A 17851-nucleotide genomic window follows, 5' to 3' on the forward strand; every position below is an offset into this window, starting at 1 on the left:
ATGGGGGGCGGCGACGTAGCATTACAGACCCTTGCCGGCGATGTAGGCTGCGAGGTCCACCATGCGGTTGGAGTAGCCCCACTCGTTGTCGTACCAGGCGATGACCTTCACCAGGTTGCCGTCCAGCACCAGCGTGGACGGGGCGTCGATGATCGAGGAGTTGGGGTTGCCCTTGAAGTCGACGGAGACCAGCGGCGCCTCCTCGTAGGCGAGGATCCCCTTCAGCGGGCCCTCGGCCGCGGCCCTGAGCGCCGCGTTGACCTCCTCGGCGGTGGTCTTCGTGGCCAGCTCGGCGGTGAAGTCGACCACCGAGACGGTCGGGGTGGGCACCCGCAGCGAGAAGCCGGTCAGCTTGCCCTTCAGCTCGGGGATGACCAGGGCGACGGCCTTGGCGGCGCCGGTGGTGGTGGGGATGATGGAGAGGGCGGCGGCGCGGCCCCGGCGCAGGTCCTTGTGCGGGAAGTCCAGGGTGACCTGGTCGTTGGTGTAGGAGTGGACGGTGTTCATCATGCCCTTGACCACGCCGAACTTCTCATGCAGCACCTTGACCACGGGCGCCAGGCAGTTGGTGGTGCAGGAGGCGTTGGAGATGACGTGGTGCTTGGCGGGATCGTACTTGTCCTGGTTGACGCCCATCACGATGGTGATGTCCTCGTTCTTCGCCGGGGCCGAGATGATCACCTTCTTGGCGCCGCCGGAGGTGATGTGCACCTCGGCCGCCTCCTTGTTGGTAAACCGGCCCGTGCACTCCATCACGATGTCGACGCCGTGGTTCTTCCAGGGGATCTGGGCGGGGTCCTTCTCGGCGTAGACCCGGATCTCCTTGCCGTTCACGATGATGCTGTTCTCGGTGGCGGAGACGTCAGCGTCCAGGATACCGAAGTTCGAGTCGTACTTGAGCAGGTGGGCCGAGGTGGCCGGCGGGGTCAGGTCGTTGATCGCCACGACCTCCATGTCAGACCGCTTCAGCATGATGCGGAGCACACGCCGACCGATGGAGCCGAAACCGTTAATACCGATCCGAATCGTCATCGAAGGTTCCTCCTCCTCTTGCAGCAGCTTCTATTCCACGTTGGGGGAGCGAAAGAGATTCTCGATGACCAGGGCCGCCCCGCCCAGCGGGCCAGCATCCTCGCCCAGCGCGGTCCGGGTGATCTGCACCCGTTCCCGCAGGGTTGGCAGCGCACGGGCCAGCGCGGACTCCCGCAGGGGGCTGATCAGGTGGTCGCCCGCCCGGCTGGTGCCGCCGCCCACGATGACCATAGCAGGGTTCAGCAGGTTGATCATGGAGCCGATGCCCAGACCCAGGTAATGGCCGGCCTCAGCTAGTATCTCCTGCGCCACGCGGTCGCCCGCATCGGCGGCCTGGATCACCGTTGTCGCGATGACCCGGGAAGGATCGTCGCCGCACAGGTCCCGGATCGCGGTCTCCTCGCCGGCGGCCATGCGCTCCACCGCCCGGCGGGCGATGGCCAGGGCGCTGCCGACGGTCTCCAGGCAGCCGTCGCTGCCGCACCGGCAGCGGGGCCCGCGCTCGACCACGATGGTGTGGCCGATCTCGCCCGCGCCCTGGTGGGCGCCGCCGTAGAGCTGGCCGTTGATGATGATGCCCGCGCCGATGCTCACGCCCACCCGGATGAAGGCCAGGTTGTCCACACCCCGGGCACAGCCGAAGGAGCGCTCGCCCCAGGCCATGGCCCGGGCGTCGTTCTCGATCCAGACCGGCAGGCCCAGCCGCTCCTGCAGGATCTCGCCGACGGGCAGGTCGCGCACCTGGTAGTGCGGCGAGTAGCGCCAGGTGCCCCTGGCGGCGTCCACCACACCGGTGATGCCCACGCCGACACCGGCCACCGGCACCGGTGCCCCGGTCTGCGGGATCCGCCCGAGCAGTTCCTGCACGGCCCGCTCCACCCGGCCGACCTCCGAGAGGGGGTCGGCCGACTGCACCCTCTCCTTGACCCGGTGAACCACGGTGCCGGCCAGGTCGGCCAGCACCGCCCGCACGTGGCCGGCGCCGAGCTCGACGCCGATCACCCAGCGGGCCCTGGGGTTGAAGCGCAGCAGAATCGGGGGACGGCCGCCCGACGACTCGCCCGTGCCGATCTCCTCCACCCAGCCCTCGGCGAGCAGTTCGGCCACTACGGCCGAGACCGTGGGCCGGGTGAGTCCGGTCTGCTCGGCCAGGTCGGCCCGGGAGATGGAGCCGGCTGTGCGGACGAGGCGCAGGACCCGCTGCTTGTTGATCGCCCGGATCAGTTCCGGTCCGACCAGCACAGCGTACACCCCCAGCTTACGTAAAGATGTTTAACGAAGTGGGCTAACGGAGAGCCGCCTTCCAGCGGCTTCCGTCTTTATTCTGCCGCATCCATGGGAGCGGTGTCAAGTGGATCCGTTAAAGTGCTTAACAAAGCACAGCGTCACTGGAGGTCTTACCCGGCCGGCGCCTTCCTCCGGCCTCCCTATCCGAGCTGCCCGGTGAGGTAGCGGCGCACCATGGCGAGGGCGTGCACCGCGGCCCGCTCCCGGACCCCCTCGCGGTCGCCGTGCAGCCACAGCCGTTCCGTCCAGGCCCCCCCGGGCAGCGCCCCCGCGCCGCGGCCGTCCTCTGCCCCGCCGCGCGCGGCGAGGCCGAAGCAGACCGTGCCCACCGGCGTCTCCGGCGTCCCGCCGCCCGGTCCGGCGACGCCCGTGATGGCCACGGCCACGTCCGCCCCCGCCCGCTCCAGGGCCCCCTGCGCCATGGCCAGGGCCACCGGCTCGCTGACGACACCGTGCGCCGCGATCAGGTCGGCGGGCACGCCCAGGAACCGCTCCTTCGCCTCGCTCGCGTAGGTGACGAAGCCCATGCGGAAGTACGCCGAGGAGCCGGCCACGTCGGTGATGCGCTTGGCCACAAGCCCGCCGGTGCACGACTCCGCCGTGGCGAGCGTGAGCCCCCGGTCGGCCAGCAGCCGGCCCACGGCGGCCGCCAGGTCCTCGTCGTCGGTCCCGTAGAGGAAGCGGCCGAACCGGGCGCGGATCTCCGCCTCCACCGGTGCGATGCGGGCCAGCCCCTCCGCCTGGTCGGCGGCGCGGGTGGCCAGGCGCAGGTGGACCTCGGCGGTCTTGGCGTAGGGCGCGATCGTCGGGTCGGTCTGGCCGGCCAGCAGGTCCTTCAGCCCGTCGGCCAGGGCAGACTCGCCGATGCCCACGAAGCGCAGGGTGCGGGTGACTAGGCGCATCGGCCTGCCGCCGTTCCGGGCGGTGAGGTACGGCACGACGTGGCGTGCGAACATCGGCTGCAGCTCGCCCGGCGGTCCGGGCAGCAGCACGATCTCCTTCCCGCCCGGGGCCGGGATGATCAGCCCTGGCGCCGTGCCCCGGTCGTTGGGCAGCACCTTGGCCCCCTCAGGCACCATGCACTGCCGCCGGTTGTTCTCGGTCATCTTCCGGCCGCGGGTGGCGAACCACGCCTCGAGCCCCCGGAGCAGCCCCTCGTCCAGCTTGAGCGCCCGGCCCGCAACCTCCGCCGCCACCTCGCGGGTGATGTCGTCGTCGGTGGGGCCGAGGCCGCCGCAGGCGATCACCAGGTCCGCACGGCCCAGGGCCTGGGTGAGCACCGCCCTGAGGCGCGCGGCGTTGTCGCCGACCACCTGCTGGTGGTAGACGTCCACGCCCAGCAGCGAGAGCTGCTGGCTGAGGTACTGGGCGTTGGTGTTCAGGATCTCGCCGAGGAGCAGTTCGGTACCCACGAATACCAGCTCTGCGTTCACGCGCGCACCATCCCCTTCCGTCCGAGGGTTCGCCGGGCTGCCGGTCCTCTCCTGCGCGCCGGGCATGATGTGCCATCCGGCGGGCGCATACTACCGCAAGCGGCATCCGGGGGTGGTGAAGGTTGCGGTATCGCGCTTCCGCGCACAGCGGCGGCGCCTCCCGCTCCCTGCGGCAGCGGCGGGAGGTCGTACAGTCCCGGCACCTCACGGCCTACCTGAGCTCCCTGGGCATGACCGAAGAGGCACGTCTGGCCGGACTGACGGCCAGTTCCGGGCACGCCCGCACCAAGCTCCTCGAGTTGCTGCGGCGGAGCGGCCATCTGCCCGTCCCCGGCGACCTGGGGCAGGTCCGGGCGGTGATCGGCCTCTACTTCGGTCAGTCCGAGGATCTGATCTACCGCGAGCTGCAGCTCGGCGGCGGTCCCTTGGCCCTGGCGGTCTTCCTGGAGACGCTGGTCGACGACCAGCTTCTGGAGCGGAGCCTGAAGGGGCTCATCGATCCGCCGGAGCCGGCGCAGGGACAGGTCCCGACAGGCACCGACCTGGCCGAGCACGTGCGTCTCAGGCTGGCCAGCGCCCCGGATGCCACCGACACTCGGAGCATCAACCAGGCGGCGCAGTGGATCGCCGAGGGGCGGACGCTTGTCTTCATCGCGGGGTCGGACACGGCGCTGGCCATCAACCTCCCCGGCGGGCCGAAGCGGGCAATCGAAGAGTCAAAGAGCGAGCGGGTCATCCGGGGACCGCGCGAGGGGTTCGTCGAGTCGCTGCAGGTCAACGCCACCCTCATCCGGCGGCGCATCAGCGACCCGCGCCTGCGCCTGGACCTGATCACCATCGGCGAGCTCACCCACACCCGGGTAGCCATCGCCTACATCGCCACGATCTGCAAGCAGTCGCTGGTCGACGAAGTGATGCGGCGCATCCGCCGGGTGAAGGTTGACGGGGTGCTCGACAGCGGCCAGCTCATGGAATACATCGAGGATACGCCCTGGACGATGTTCCCGCTCATCAGGGCCACAGAGCGGCCCGACGTGGTGGCCGGCGGCCTCCTGGAGGGCCGCTGTGCGGTCATCGTCGACGGGAGCCCGTACGTGCTGGTCGCTCCTGCCACCTTCGCCGACCTGCTGCACTCGCCCGAGGACTACTACGAGCGCTTTCCGGCGGTCTTCCTGCTCCGCATCCTCCGGCTCGTGTTCGCGTTCGTCGCCCTCTTCGGCCCATCTCTCTACGTCGCCATGACGACCTTCCACCGCGAGATGATCCCCACCAACCTGCTGCTCTCAATCATGGCGGCCCGGGAGGGCGTGCCCTTCCCGGCCGTGCTGGAGGCGCTGATCATGGAACTGGGCTTCGAGATCATCCGCGAGGCCGGTGTGCGCATGCCCACACAGCTGGGGCAGTCGGTCTCGATCGTCGGCGCCCTGATCCTGGGCGAGTCCGCGATCCGGGCTGGCATCGTCTCCGCCCCCATGATCATCACCGTGGCGGTGACGGGCCTGGCGTCGCTGATGCTGCCCGACGTCTCCACGTCGCTGGCCATCCGGATCCTGCGGTTTCCGATGCTGCTGCTGGCGGGCACGTACGGCGTCTACGGGCTGACGCTGGGCGGCGCCGCCCTCCTGATGCACCTGCTCAGCCTCCGCTCCTTTGGCGTTCCCTACCTGGCCCCGTTCGGCCCGCTGCTGCCCGTCGACCGCGACGACACGATCCTCCGCCTGCCGCACTGGGCACACACCCGGCGCCCGGCCATGATCGAGCAGCTGGACACCCGGAGGGCGGCCAAGGGTCAGAAGCCCCAGCCCGAACCCCATCAGCGGGAAGGGGGGTCCGAGTGAAGCGCGTCATCGCCCTCCTGATTCTTCTCCCGCTCCTCTCCGGTTGCTGGAGCCGCAGGGAGCTCAATGACGTGGCCCTGGTGATCGCCCTGGGCATCGACATGGTCGAGCCCGCCATCTACGAGGTCACCCTCGCGGTGGCGGGCCCCGGGGCCGCAGGAGGGGGCAAGGAGCAACAGGGCAACGGGTCTCAGCCCAAGACGATCGTGGTCAGCGAAAGGGGCCGCAGCTTCGCCGGAATCCTCCGCCAGATCGAGCTGCACCTGCCCCGGCGGGTCAACCTCACCCACACCCTGCTGGTCGTCGTGGGGGAACGGCTGGCAGAACACGGCCTGGGCGACACGCTGGACTTCATCCTGCGGGCGCCTGAAGTAAGGCTGCAGGGGATGATCATGATGGCCCGAGGTTCGGTGCGCACGCTGCTGCAGACCGAGCCGCTCATGGAGGCGCTGGTCAGCAAGTCGCTGACGGAGATCGCGCAGGCGCGCGTCGGGCTTGAGATGCGCCTGTGGGAGTTCTTCTCCGCCCTGGCCACGGACTACCGCTCACCGATGCTTCCCGTGGTGGAGCTGGTGGAGAGCAGCGATGCCGCTCAGCTGGGGCAGAAGTACCTGGCGCACCTCGGCGGCGCCGCCATCCTGCGGGGGGACCGGGTGGCGCTCTACCTGGACGCGCAGGAGGTGCGGGCGATCAAGTGGCTGCGCGGGCACGGCCGGGAAGGCGTGATCACCGTCCCCTGCGGCGAGGAGCCTGGCGCCGAGGACGTCTCCTTCCGCATCACGGGAGCCTCGGTGCGGACCCGGGTGACCCTGCAGGGCAAGCAGCCCGCCTACAACGTGGCGCTCCACGGCAGGCTGCGCGTCTCGGAGATGCAGTGCCCGCGCTCGCTCATGCAGGAGTCCGTGCGGGCCGAGCTGCTGGCCAGGGCCGAGCAGGACCTCCACGACCTGACCCTCCGGGTCATCCGCAAGCTCCAGGAGGCGGAGGTCGACCCGCTCTTCTTCGGCGAGCGCATCCGGGCCCTGCACCCGGCGGTATGGCATGAGGTGGGCGTGGAGAAATGGGGGAAGACCTGGCGGCAGAGCCCGGTCACCGTGACGGTGCACCTGGACCTGGAGACCAGCGGTCTGATGAGCGACCCGCTGCAGGCCCGCTCGGGGCCCGAGGGGTGAGCGGCGGCACACCGGAAGGAGGCGCGACATGGCAGAGCGGCCCCGCAGCGCAGGCTGCGCCCGTACGCGGGCGCAGATCAGCCACTATCAGCTCCTGTGCCTGACCTTCACGCTGCACTTCACTGCAGCGATGATCGTCCTGCCCGGCACCCTGGCCAAGTTCGGGCACAGCGGCGCCTGGCTGGCTCCGCTCGTGGCCTTCCTCCTCGCGGCCCTTCCGGTCTCGCTGATGCTCGGCCTGCTGGTTCGGCGCCATCCGGGCCTGGGGCTTGCGGAGCTGAGCGGCGGCCTCATCGGGCATGTGCCCGGGCGCATACTGGGCCTGGCGATTTCCGTCTTCAGCCTGGTCATCGCCGCACTCACCCTGCGCGACGTCGTGGAGGTGACGCCCGTGGCGATCCTGCCCGCCACGCCCGCGTGGGCGCTGGCCCTGCCCTTCTTGCTGGTGGCGGTCTACGGGGCGTATTCGGGGGTGGAGGTGCTCGCCCGCCTGGCCTACTTCTGCGTCCTCGGCCAGGGCCTCATCATCCTGCTCGTGTTCGCCACCCTGGCCGGGATGATGAACCCGCTCTGGCTCCTCCCCTTCTGGGAGCGGACCCCCGGGCAGCTCCTGCAGGCCGTCTGGGCCCCCATCGGCTGGTTCGCAGAGGCCTGGTCCTTCCTCCCCCTGGCCGTGCTGGCGGACCGCAGCTCGCAGGCGGGGCGGGCCCTCGTGCTGGGCGCCGCCCTCGCAGCGTTCACCCTGATGGCCCTCACGGCGGTGGCCATCATGGTCTTCGGTCACCAACTGGTCGCGCAGTTCACCTTTCCGGTCTACTCCCTCGTGCAGCAGATCGCCATCGGCGAGTTCGTGGAACGGCTGGATGTGCTTATGGTGGCGATCTGGCTGATGGGCATGCTGGTGAAGGCGTCCACGCACCTCTGGGTGGCGATGAGCAGCGGCGGCTACGCCCTGGGGATCAAGAGCGAGCGCGCGCTGCTCCCGGCCCTGGGTCTCGCCACCTACATCCTGATGAGCCTGATTCCCAGCCTTTCCTGGCTTTTCGAGTTCTCCACCAAAGCCTGGACCCCCCTGTCGATCAGCCTCGGGCTGGGCGTACCGGGCCTGCTGCTGCTGGCCTCGTGGGTGAGGCAGCGGCGCCGGCGGGGGGAGATGAGCACCTGATGCGCAGCGGCAGTTTACGCGCAAGGGGCGGCGCACCCGGAGGAGGAGGCGAGATGGCGCAAGGGTCCCGATCACAGGGCTCCACCGGCGGTCTGGCCCGGATCAGCTCGCAGCAGCTGCTGAGCCTCGCCTACACGATGCACTTCACCGCAGCGGTGCTCGTCGCGCCCTCCAGCATGGCCAAGTTCGGGCACAGCGGCGCCTGGCTTGCTCCGCCCGTGGCCTTCCTCCTGTCCGCCCTCCCGGTTTCGCTGATGCTCGGCCTGCTCGTCCGCCGCCACCCGCACCAGACGCTGGCCCAGATGACCCGGCACCTGCTGGGACCGGTCCTCGGGCGCCTGGTCGGGCTCATGGTCTCCGTTTTCAGCGTCGTGGTTGCCGCCGCCACCCTGCGGGACGTGGTAGAGGTGACGCCCGTGGCCATCCTGCCGGCCACGCCGGCCTGGGCGCTGTCCGTGCCCTTCCTGCTGGTCACCCTCTACGGGGCCTATTCGGGGGTGGAGGTCGTGGCGCGGCTGTCGTACCTCTTTGCCCTCGCCACCGTAATGGTCATCCTGCTGGGCATCTCGACGCTCACCGGGCTGATCCACCCGCTGCGCCTCCTCCCCCTCTACGAGCGGAGCCCACTGCAGCTCCTGCAGGCCAGCTGGCCCGCCATGGGCTGGTTCGCCGAGTCCTGGTCCTTCCTGGCGGTGGCGGCGCTGGTGGACCGGGAGGAGCGAGTGGGGCGTTCGCTGGTGCTGGGCGCCGGCTTGGCCGCGTTGATGCTGACGGCCTTCACCGCCCTGGCCATCACGGTCTTCGGACACCAGCTGGTCGCCCAGTTCTCCTTTCCGATCTATTCCCTGGTGCAGCAGATCGCGATCGGCGAGTTCGTCGAGCGGCTGGACGTGCTCCTGTTCGCGATCTGGCTGGTGGGCATGCTGGTCAAGGTCTCCGCGCACCTCTGGATGGCGGCCAGCGGCGCCGGGTGCGCCCTGGCGCTGAAGAACCAGCGCCAGATCCTCCCGGCCCTGGGGCTGACGGCTCACATCCTGATGAGCCTGGTCCCCAACCTGAACTGGTTAGATCAGTTCTCCATCAACATCTGGACGCCCATCTCGCTCAGTCTCGGGCTGGGCGTACCCGCACTGCTGCTGGCGGCTTCCTGGGTGAGACAGCGGCGTCAGTGCGGCGGGATGGGCCCTGATGCGCAGCAGCAGAGCCAATAGGCGTAGTCAACGGAGGAGGCGGTCACATGCAGCGCAACCCTCGGCATCTGCCGGTTCGCAGGTCCGTGCGCCCTGCGGGCGGCGACGGAAACGATCAGGCGGGCGGCCAGCAGGCCGGTGGCGCGCGGTCGCAGCAGACTGCTGGGCCGCAGGATGACAACCAGCAGCAGTCGGCCTGCCCACCGGACCAGGGCAGCCAGCAGCAGTCTGCGGGTCCCCAGAACGGCAGCGGAAAGCAGCACCAGGCGGGCGGACCTCAGGGGAACAGCCAGCAGGACGGCGGAGCTCATCAGCAGCAGTGGGCCGGACAGCAGGATGGCAGTGCCCAACAGCAGGCCGGTGGCCAGCAGGACGGTGGTGCTCGTCAGCAGCAGTCTGGGGGTCCGCAGGATAGCGGCGGTCTGCGGCAGGCGGGTCAGCCGCAGGATGGCGCTTCCCAGCAGCGGTCCGGTGGCCAGCAGCAGGCCGGCAGTCAGCAGGCCGGTGACGGCCAGCAGCAGCAGGCTGGCAACCAGCAAGGCGGTGGCGACCGGCAGCAACAGTCCCGCGGCCGGCAGGCCGGTGACGCCGGTCAGCAACCGTCGGGTGGCCGGCAAGACGGCGGCACCCCGCAGCGGCAGCGCGATCAGGGCGGCTCACAGCCCCCGGAGCAGCGGGAACAGTACCCGACCCCGGAGATGTACGGCGACGCCGCCGCCCACATCCTCACGGCCCTGCACGCCGCAAAGCAGGAGCTGGCCGAGGAGCTGGAGGCCAATCTGAAGCAGCTGAAGACCGTGCTGGAGGAGACCCAGCGCATCCAGCGGCAGATGGAGGCGGTGCTCCGGGAGGCCCGGGCCGAGGCCGGACTCAGGGAGAAGGTCACCGGCGCCGGCGCCGGGCAGCGGCAGCCCCGCGGGCAGGCCCCGGGCCAGAAGCAGGGTCCGGGTAGACAGCAGGGACAGGATCCACGGCAGGGCCAGGTGCAGCAGGGCCAGGGCCAGGCGCAGGGCCAGGGGAGGCGCCAGGACCAACCGCAGGGCCCGGTCCAACAGCAGGGTCAGTGGCAGCCGCAGGGTCCAGATCAGCAGCAGGTCCATGGGCAACCGCAGGGAGAGGATCAGCGGCAGGTCCAGGGGCAACCGCAGGGACAGGATCAGCGGCAGGTCCAGGGGCAACCGCAGGGGCCCGACCAGCGGAAGGCCCAGCAGCAGGGGGCCGGCTGGCGTTCCGGGTGGCAGAGGTCGCCGGACGGCGCTTCGCAGCCTTGGGGCGGCAACAGCCCCGGCGTCAGCCCCGATGTGCCTCCCGAGTGGCAGCCCCCCGACTTCAGTGGAGCCCGGGAGCAGTCGCCCAGGCCCTGGCAGCCTCCGGAAGTGCATTGACAGCTGCGGCCGTTCTCCACCACGGGCAGCGGGCCACAATGGGCACGCGCGGCGGAGCGGCACCTGCAGGTGCCGCTCCGCGTGTGGAGCCGTCATGTACGAGAGCGTCATGCGCTCTCTGGCAGGGCCGGGCCGTGGATCGGCGGCAGGGGCGGGGCGTCGGCCAGGATCTGCCGGATCCGGTCGCCGTCGATGACCTCGACGTCCACCAGGGTGTCCGCCACCTGCTCGAGCACGGGGCGGCGCTCGGCCAGGAACCACGTGACCTGTTCCCGCTGGTCGGCGATGATCTGGCGGACGACCGCGCTCTCCAGCTCGCCGCCCGAGTGCTGGGCGTCGACGATCCCCAGCGGGCTCAGCCCGGCGTGGACGATGTGCCGCGCCAGCCGCGTCGCCTGCTCGAAGTCGTTGGAAGCTCCGGTGGAGGCCTCGCCGAAGACGAGCTCCTCGGCCAGGAAGCCGGCCAGGGCCACCCGGATGCGCCCCTCCAGCATGGGCCGGGTGTACAGGTACCGGTCGTCGGTGGGGCCGGTGCGGACGTAGCCCATTGCCTGCCCGCGCGGCGTGATCGTCACCGTGGCCACCGAGCCGGGCTCGACCCACTCGCCCACCAGGGCGTGGCCGGCCTCATGGACGGCCACCCGGCGCTTCTCCTCCTGCGTCGGCTTGCGGTCGATCTTCTCGCCCAGCATCACCTTGTCGACGGCCTCCACGAAATGGCGCTGCCGCACCTCGTCCAGGCCTTCGCGCAGCGCCAGGATCGCGGCCTCGTTGGCCAGCGACTCCAGGTGCGCACCGGAGAAGCCGAAGGTCTGGCGGGCGATGGCCTCCAGGTCCACGTCCGCGCCCAGCGGTTTCTGCCGGGTATGGAGCTGCAGGATGGCGAGGCGCGCCTCCTTATCCGGCAGGTCCACGCTCACCGTGCGGTCGAAGCGCCCCGGTCGCAGCAGCGCGGGGTCCATCATATCCACCCGGTTGGTGGCGCCCATTACCAGCACCTGCACCTCCTCGTCGACGGCGATGCCGTCCATCTCGGTGAGGAGCTGGTTCAGGGTCTGATCGTACTCCATGTGGCTGCTGTGCGAGCCCCGCCGGGCGCCGAGCACCTCGATCTCGTCGATGAAGATGATGGCCGAGCCCTTGCGCTCCTTCCGGGCGGTCTCCCGGGCCCGGCGGAAGAGGTCGCGCACCCGCTGCGCGCCGACGCCGGCGTACATCTCGACGAACTCGGAGCCCGATGCCGCCAGGAAGACGGAGTCGGTGTGATGGGCGGCCGCCTTGGCCAGCAGGGTCTTGCCCGTGCCGGGCGGCCCCGTGAGCAGGATGCCCTTCAGCGGCCGGATGCCCATGCGGGCGATCTGCTCCCGGTTCCGGATGAACTCGATGGCCTCCTGGAGTTCCTTCTTCGCCCCGGACTGCCCGCCGATGTCCTCAAAGCGCACGTCGGGGACGGTGACGGCAGTGGCTGCTGCCACCCGGGCAGCCGACGGGTTCCGCAGGCTCCCCGTCTGGTAGAGCAGCAGCACGAGGCCGCCGAGGAAGAGCACGGGGAGGACGTTGACGCCGCTGACCGCGAGGTAGGCCAGCAGCGCGGCGGAGACGCCCAGGGCGACCTCCTTCACGGGAAAGTTCCTCACTGGCCCGCACCCCCTCCGGCAGCCGCGCCCGTCCGCTGTGCGGGCCGGTCGACCACGCTGTACAGGTACTCATCGCCGAGCCGCACGGCCACGTAGACCCGCAGGCTGTCCACTGCGACCTCGGCCTCCGCCCCGATCGGGGCCACTTCGGCCGCGATCCGGTCGGCCATCGCGGCATAGGCGCCGGTCGCCACGCCCTCCGCCACGTACAGGTCCAGCCGATCTGCCACGGCGGAGAGACTCTCGCCTCGCCGGTCGGCGACGACGATGGCGTGGGGGGCGTCCTTCAGAATCTGGCGGACCTGCCGCTCCGCCGCGCGGTAAGTCTCCTTCAGGTCCGCCCCCGGGCCCGGAAGGAGGACGATCTCCTGGATGTCGCCAACCCGCTCCACCCGGTAGGACTCAAGCCCGTCCACGCCCGAGAGCGCAGCGGCCAGCGGCTGGTCGACCGTGCGGCTCCTCACCAGGTGCCCGCCGCCGAACAGCCCGCCCAGCGTCACCACCAGCGCAGCCAGAACTACAGGCCAACGCAGTTGGCGCAGATTCATATCCGAACCCCCCCTCGAGATCCGCGGAGAAATCGCAGCCACGAAGTCGCCCTTCGTGGCCGCCAAGTACTTCAACGCGCAAGTATGTTCGAGAACATCAACAGTATAGCATGCAGCCCTTTCGGGATTGGCTGGTACTTTCTGCGGTCGCAGTCAGCGCCTGGGCGGGCCGCGAACAGTTTCACACGCCGCGAACAGTTCATAGGTTACTTCATGAGCTTGTCGCGATTCTGTTACGGACCTGTAACGCGGGTACGGTACACTGAAGCTGTGTTGAACCCCCTCTGTGTGTTATTTCTACTCTGGCGGTCCAGATCGGACCGCCCCCTTTTTGCGCGCAGGAGTCTCGGCAATATTGGTGAATCTCATCCACTGGCGGACCTCGGATGCGTGGAGGAGTGATGCAGCTCATGAACGGCAAGCAACGCGAATGGGTGGAAGCCTTTCGGTCGCAACAGCCCCTCTACCATGCGTTCGGCCAGTGCATGCAACGGGTGCTCACCACGTTGCTCAGCGAGCGGAACATCCCGATCAACGCCATCACCTACCGCGTCAAGGACCCGGACGCGCTGGCCGAGAAACTGACCCGCCCGGGCAAGGACTACGAGCACCTCACCGAGGTAACCGACCTGTTGGGCCTGCGTGTGGTCACCAACTTCGCGGACGACGTGGACCGGGTGGTCCGCGTGATCGACCGGCACCTGGACGTCGACCTGGACCACTCCGAGGACAAGCGTCCCTACGACCCGCACTGGTTCGGCTACTCATCGGTCCACCGGGTCTGCTCTCTGCCCGCCGAGATGCTGGCGCAGCCCGAGTACGCCCAGTTTGCCGGCCTGCGCTGCGAGATCCAGGTGCGCTCCATCCTGCAGCACGCCTGGGCGGAGATCGAGCACGACCTGGGCTACAAGGTGGCGGGCGGAATCCCCAACAGCCTCCGGCGGCGCTTCTCGATGCTGGCCGGCCTGCTGGAGCTGGCCGACGACCAGTTCATGCTTCTGCGGGACGAGCTGACGCTCTACTCCACCCGGGTGGTGGCCCAGCTGCAGCGCAACCCGGAGAGCGTCGCGCTGGACCCGATCTCGCTGGAGACGTTCATCCGGAACAGCCCGCTGGTGCAGGCCCTGGATGCGGAGATCTCCCAGATGCGCTCCCGCCCGCTGATGGGTCCCACCAGGGCCGTGCTTGAGGCTCGGGTCGAGGAGCTGCAGCACCTGGGCGTGAAGAACATCAAGGACCTGGAGGCGGCCCTGGAGGAGTCCCAGGAGCTGGTGCGGTCGCTGGCGCGCCAGATCTACCGCGACGACCGCCGGCGCGGCCTGCCGATGTCGCGGGGCAGCTGCCTCAGCCTGCTGGTGCAGGTGCTGATCGGCCGGCTCAGCTCGCTGGCGGAGATCCGGACCCTGCTGGACCGGTTCAACATCGGCGCCCCGGCGGTGCGCGACGAGCGGGCGGTACTCCTCAAGGAGATGGGCGAGGCCCTCAGGGTGTAGGTGAACGACGGAGGCCAGGGCGGCAGACCGCCCTGGCCTCTTTTCATGCCCGTGCGGCGACCAGCCGCCGGATGTACTCCTTCATGAACCCCTCGGCGAACTCCACCAGTTCACGGTCGACGTTTTCGATTGTGTCGGTGTACCAGTGGTAGTTGGGCAGCGATCCGTCGCCCTGGAAGGCCAGGAAGCTGATCGCCTGGTACCCCTGGGCGGCGGGGATCATCGCGTCGGTGGGCAGCAGCAGGTTGGGCTTCGCCTTCACCCGGCCCGGCCGCTCGGCCGCCATGGTGCGGGCGAGGCTCACCAGGTCGGCGCCGAAGCGGTGGTAGATCGTCATCCCCTCGCCCTCCAGGTAGGTCAGGGTGCCGCCGCCCAGGTTGTCCAGGTTGATGAAGTACGTGGTCGCCGGGTCGTAGCGGTGCTGGCGCAGGAACGCCTTCATCCCGCGGGTGCCCACCTCCTCCGCCCCGGTGAGCACGAAGTGGAAGCGGACCCCGGGCAGCGGGTTGGCGGCGAAGTGCTCCGCCAGGGCCAGCGTGAGCGCCGCGCCCGTCGTGTTGTCGTTGGCCCCGTTGATGTAGCCGCCGCTGAAGGCGCAGGCGAGCAGGAAGGCGACGTGCAGCGCCAGCAGCACGCCGCCCGCGGCCAGAAGCAGACGCGGCCAGCCCGCCGACGGAAGCGCCGCACGGAGCACCAGCCCGACGAACATGACGCCCAGCGACCCGTAGGCCAGGTTGAGGTAGGTCTGCACGTGGGGCGAGATCCGCGGGTGGAAGAGCCACGTGGCGTGCTGGGTGTCCAGGTGGCCCGAGACCACCACGGTCAGCCGCTCGTCGCCCCGTCCGGGGGCGCGGGCGATCACGTTCTGGGAGGTGACCTTGGGCGTGTAGGCGTCGAGGTCGAGCCCCTTGCCCGACATCTCACCCACCAGGGGAATCAGCAGCACGACGGCAAGCAGCACGCCGATGTACGGCTGATGCCACCACGAGAGGGCCCCCGCAGCCAGGTACCCTGCCATGATGACCGCCGGGCCGATGTAGAGCGTGTCGCGGGGGGCGCGGAACCGCTGCACCTCCACGCTGTAGCCCATGGCGCGCAGCCAGCCCGCCGCCTCCTCGGCCGCGGCCGCCTCCTCCCGGCTCCCCACCGCCCGGTGCGGGTAGCGGGTGAGCTTCTCCAGGTACGTCCATGCCGTGTTCATGCAACCACTCCCTTCAGCGTGCGGACCCCATGAGTCCCTGCGCCGGCGCGCGGGCGATCTCCGTGGCCCGGCGGCTCGCGTTCAGCTTGGTGAGGATCGCGGTGAAGTGCGCCTTCACCGTGCGCTCCGTGATGAGGCGCTGCTCGGCGATCTCCCTGGCCCGGCGCCCAACGGCGGCCAGGCGGAGTACCTTCCTCCCGGTCCGAGAGCGGGGAGGCCGGCGGCTCCAGGCTGACGGGGGAGGCGCAGCGTGATGCAGGCGCTGGCAGCGACTTACACGGCAACTGCCCGACAGTTTCGCCGTGGTTGGATGGCACTCCTCTTTGCGCTGCTCCTGCCCGTCCTGACGGCCGCCTTCTTCGGCATGATCAGCGTTCGTTCACACCGTCCGCCGCAGTCAGATCGTGAGGCCATGGACCCGGCCGTGAGGATTGCCATCAGACCGCTGAAGTCTAAGACGTCCGCAGCCTTCGGGATCTGCGAGGCTGCACGCAGAACCCGGGTTCCATCGCGCAGGGGGCCCTTCCGCAACCCGAGGTATGCGCTATACTGTTTCCTAATAGCAACTCGCGAGGGAGCAGCAATCGATGCCTGTGAAAAACCGAGTGCAACTGATCACCTATCCGGACTCGCTGGGCGGCGACCTCAAGGCCTTGAACCACGTGCTTCAAACGCACCTCGCCGGCCTCTTCGGCGGCGGGGTGCACATCCTGCCCCCCTTCCCCTCCTCAGGCGACCGGGGGTTCGCCCCGCTGACCTACAGCGAGATCGAGCCCGCCTTCGGCACCTGGGACGACGTGCGGGCGATCGGCCGGCACCACGACATCCTCGTGGACGTGATGGTCAACCACATCTCCCAGCGGTCGCCCTACTTCCAGGACTTCCTGCGGCACGGCCGCGCGTCCCGGTGGGCCGACCTCTTCATCACGCTGGAGAAGATCTGGCCCGACGGCAGGCCCGTGCAGGCCGACATCGACCGGATGTTCCTCCGGCGGCCCCGGCCATACTCCACCTTCACCATCGCGGACACGGGCGAGCAGATCTCGGTCTGGACCACCTTCGGCAAGGAGGACCCCTCGGAGCAGATCGACCTCGACCTCCGCTCGCCGCTGACCTGGCAGCTGCTCCGGGACTGGTTCACGCGCTTCTCCGCCAACGGCGTGAAGATCGTGCGGCTCGACGCCGTGGGCTACGTGGTGAAGAAGCTGGGCACCAGCTGCTTCTTCGTCGAGCCCGAGATCTGGGACGTGCTGGACGAGATCAAGCGCCTGGCGGACTCCCTGGGCATCGCGCTCCTGCCGGAGGTGCACGCGCCCCTGCCGCTGCAGCGGAAGCTGGCCGAGCGCGGCTTCTGGGTCTATGACTTCGTCCTCCCCTTCACGGTGCTCTCCGCCCTGCTGACGGGCTCCGGGGAGCGGCTGGCGTCGTACCTGAAGGTCTGCCCGCACCGCCAGTTCACCATGCTCGACTGCCACGACGGCATCCCCGTGCTGCCTGACCTGGAGGGGCTCATCGACCTGGCGGAGGCCCGGCAGGTCGTGGAGACCTGCATCGCCCGGGGCTCCCGTGTGAGCCGCATCGTCGGTGACCGGCACAAGGGCGAGGGCGGCTTCGACGTGCACCAGATCGGCGGCACCTACTACCAGGTGCTGGGCCGCGACGACGACGCCTACATCGCCGCCCGCGCCATCCAGCTCTTCGCCCCGGGTGTGCCGCAGGTCTACTACGTGGGCCTCCTGGCCGGGGAGAACGACGAGGAGGCCGTGCTGGCCACCGGCGACTACCGTGCGGCCAACCGGCACAACTACACTCTGGCCGAGATCGCCGAGGCCGTGCAGAAGGATGTTGTGCAGCGGCTCTTCCGGCTGATCCGCTTCCGGAACGAATACCCTGCGTTCGGCGGGGAATTCTGGGTGCTGGACGCCCCTGCCCATGAGGTGCGGCTCCAGTGGGCGCAGGGCGACCGGCGCTGCAGGCTGTCGGTCGACCTGCGGGCGAAGTCGGCGGAGATCGACTACGTGGACGACGCAGGGCGCGAAGTACGCTGGCGGGCGTAAATAGAGTAGGGGCTGGCCTTTCGGCCAACGCCCCCTCGTCAAACCGGACGTGCAGTTTTCCCGCATCCGGCTTCCGCCGGTCGTAGCCCTACAACAGGGAGTGAGTCGTCATCCCCCGTCACCGGGGTGCAGATTTCACACCTGCTGGGCTAGAGGGTAAGCAGGGATACCAACCCAAGAGCTTCCAGGCGTTCATTCGAAAGCACACTGCTGGCTTTGTAGCTACGGTGTGCTTTTCGTTTGAGCCAGATGGACCGGATTCGCATCCGGATCCACTGGTCAAGTACCTCGAAGCGTCCTTTCATGTGCCCGAGTCGGAAGTAGTTGCCCCATCCCCGGATCAGCGGGTTGAGGTTGGCAATTACCTCCTTCAGGGTAAGGTGCGTCTGCCGGGGCGTGAGTTCCCTCACTCG

16 protein-coding genes are annotated in these 17851 nt (G+C 69.4%); 6 read left to right on the top strand and 10 right to left on the bottom strand.

Annotated features, from left to right (window positions below; all coding sequences use genetic code 11):
• Nucleotides 1–21 precede the first annotated feature (21 nt).
• The 3 genes from gap to J2Z79_RS01300 all read right to left on the bottom strand — a co-directional run bounded on the left by gap (nt 22) and on the right by J2Z79_RS01300 (nt 3752).
• On the bottom strand, nt 22–1032 hold the full coding sequence (gene gap / locus J2Z79_RS01290; RefSeq protein ID WP_209465024.1) for a type I glyceraldehyde-3-phosphate dehydrogenase: 1011 nt from the start codon (nt 1030–1032) through the stop codon (nt 22–24).
• Nucleotides 1033–1062: 30 nt separating this feature from the next.
• Complete coding sequence (locus J2Z79_RS01295; RefSeq protein ID WP_209465025.1) at nt 1063–2274, bottom strand: ROK family transcriptional regulator; 1212 nt, start codon at nt 2272–2274, stop codon at nt 1063–1065.
• Nucleotides 2275–2459: 185 nt separating this feature from the next.
• Nucleotides 2460–3752 (bottom strand): competence/damage-inducible protein A, encoded by a 1293-nt coding sequence (locus tag J2Z79_RS01300; RefSeq protein ID WP_209465026.1) that lies wholly within the window; start codon nt 3750–3752, stop codon nt 2460–2462.
• Between the two features lie 122 nt (nt 3753–3874).
• On the opposite strand from J2Z79_RS01300, the gene J2Z79_RS01305 reads away from it, so the two are divergent.
• Genes J2Z79_RS01305 through J2Z79_RS01320 form a run of 4 tightly spaced genes read left to right on the top strand, consistent with a single transcriptional unit; the run spans nt 3875 to nt 9138 of the window.
• A complete protein-coding gene (locus J2Z79_RS01305) occupies nt 3875–5590 on the top strand; it encodes a spore germination protein (RefSeq protein ID WP_209465027.1) in 1716 nt (571 codons plus the stop codon).
• Nucleotides 5587–6762 (top strand): Ger(x)C family spore germination protein, encoded by a 1176-nt coding sequence (locus J2Z79_RS01310; RefSeq protein WP_209465028.1) that lies wholly within the window; start codon nt 5587–5589, stop codon nt 6760–6762. The genes J2Z79_RS01305 and J2Z79_RS01310 overlap by 4 nt, the downstream gene beginning before the upstream one ends.
• Before the next feature lie 28 nt (nt 6763–6790).
• Nucleotides 6791–7927: a GerAB/ArcD/ProY family transporter gene (locus J2Z79_RS01315; RefSeq protein WP_209465029.1), complete on the top strand. Its 1137-nt coding sequence runs from the start codon at nt 6791–6793 to the stop codon at nt 7925–7927.
• A 53-nt stretch (nt 7928–7980) separates the two neighbouring features.
• Nucleotides 7981–9138, top strand: a complete 1158-nt coding sequence (locus J2Z79_RS01320; RefSeq protein ID WP_209465030.1) for a GerAB/ArcD/ProY family transporter — start codon at nt 7981–7983, stop codon at nt 9136–9138.
• On the opposite strand, the gene J2Z79_RS01325 is transcribed toward J2Z79_RS01320, so the two are convergent.
• The 4 genes from J2Z79_RS01325 to J2Z79_RS01340 form a co-directional block, all read right to left on the bottom strand.
• Nucleotides 9093–9734 carry a hypothetical protein gene (locus J2Z79_RS01325; protein ID WP_209465031.1) on the bottom strand — a complete coding sequence of 214 codons (642 nt, stop codon included), beginning with the start codon at nt 9732–9734 and terminating at the stop codon, nt 9093–9095. The two genes, J2Z79_RS01320 and J2Z79_RS01325, sit on opposite strands and share 46 nt — an antisense overlap.
• A 39-nt stretch (nt 9735–9773) precedes the next feature.
• On the bottom strand, nt 9774–10295 hold the full coding sequence (locus tag J2Z79_RS01330; protein ID WP_209465032.1) for a hypothetical protein: 522 nt from the start codon (nt 10293–10295) through the stop codon (nt 9774–9776).
• A gap of 314 nt (nt 10296–10609) precedes the next feature.
• Nucleotides 10610–12139: an AAA family ATPase gene (locus J2Z79_RS01335; RefSeq protein WP_342589392.1), complete on the bottom strand. Its 1530-nt coding sequence runs from the start codon at nt 12137–12139 to the stop codon at nt 10610–10612.
• On the bottom strand, nt 12136–12687 hold the full coding sequence (locus tag J2Z79_RS01340; RefSeq protein WP_209465033.1) for a hypothetical protein: 552 nt from the start codon (nt 12685–12687) through the stop codon (nt 12136–12138). Before J2Z79_RS01340 ends, J2Z79_RS01335 begins: the two co-directional genes overlap by 4 nt.
• Nucleotides 12688–13097: 410 nt before the next feature.
• Here J2Z79_RS01340 and J2Z79_RS01345 point away from each other — a divergent pair, with 410 nt between their 5' ends.
• Nucleotides 13098–14180, top strand: coding sequence for a GTP pyrophosphokinase (locus tag J2Z79_RS01345; RefSeq protein ID WP_209465034.1), 1083 nt, complete (start codon nt 13098–13100; stop codon nt 14178–14180).
• Nucleotides 14181–14223: 43 nt separating this feature from the next.
• On the opposite strand, the gene J2Z79_RS01350 is transcribed toward J2Z79_RS01345, so the two are convergent.
• Together J2Z79_RS01350 and J2Z79_RS19235 are read right to left on the bottom strand one after the other, a co-directional pair.
• The gene (locus J2Z79_RS01350; protein ID WP_209465035.1) at nt 14224–15381 is read right to left on the bottom strand and encodes a M28 family peptidase; all 1158 of its coding nucleotides are present in this window, start codon (nt 15379–15381) and stop codon (nt 14224–14226) included.
• A 13-nt stretch (nt 15382–15394) separates the two neighbouring features.
• Nucleotides 15395–15676: a response regulator transcription factor gene (locus tag J2Z79_RS19235; protein WP_209465062.1), complete on the bottom strand. Its 282-nt coding sequence runs from the start codon at nt 15674–15676 to the stop codon at nt 15395–15397.
• Between the two features lie 292 nt (nt 15677–15968).
• Here J2Z79_RS19235 and gtfA point away from each other — a divergent pair, with 292 nt between their 5' ends.
• Entirely contained in the window at nt 15969–17438 is a 1470-nt protein-coding gene (gtfA, locus tag J2Z79_RS01360) for a sucrose phosphorylase (protein ID WP_209465036.1), read from the top strand.
• A gap of 149 nt (nt 17439–17587) precedes the next feature.
• Here the strand turns inward: gtfA and J2Z79_RS01365 are convergent.
• The coding region (locus tag J2Z79_RS01365) for a group II intron maturase-specific domain-containing protein (protein WP_280953532.1) at nt 17588–17851 on the bottom strand (264 nt) is incomplete at its 5' end.

Source organism: Symbiobacterium terraclitae (assembly GCF_017874315.1).
GTDB lineage: Bacteria > Bacillota > Sulfobacillia > Symbiobacteriales > Symbiobacteriaceae > Symbiobacterium > Symbiobacterium terraclitae.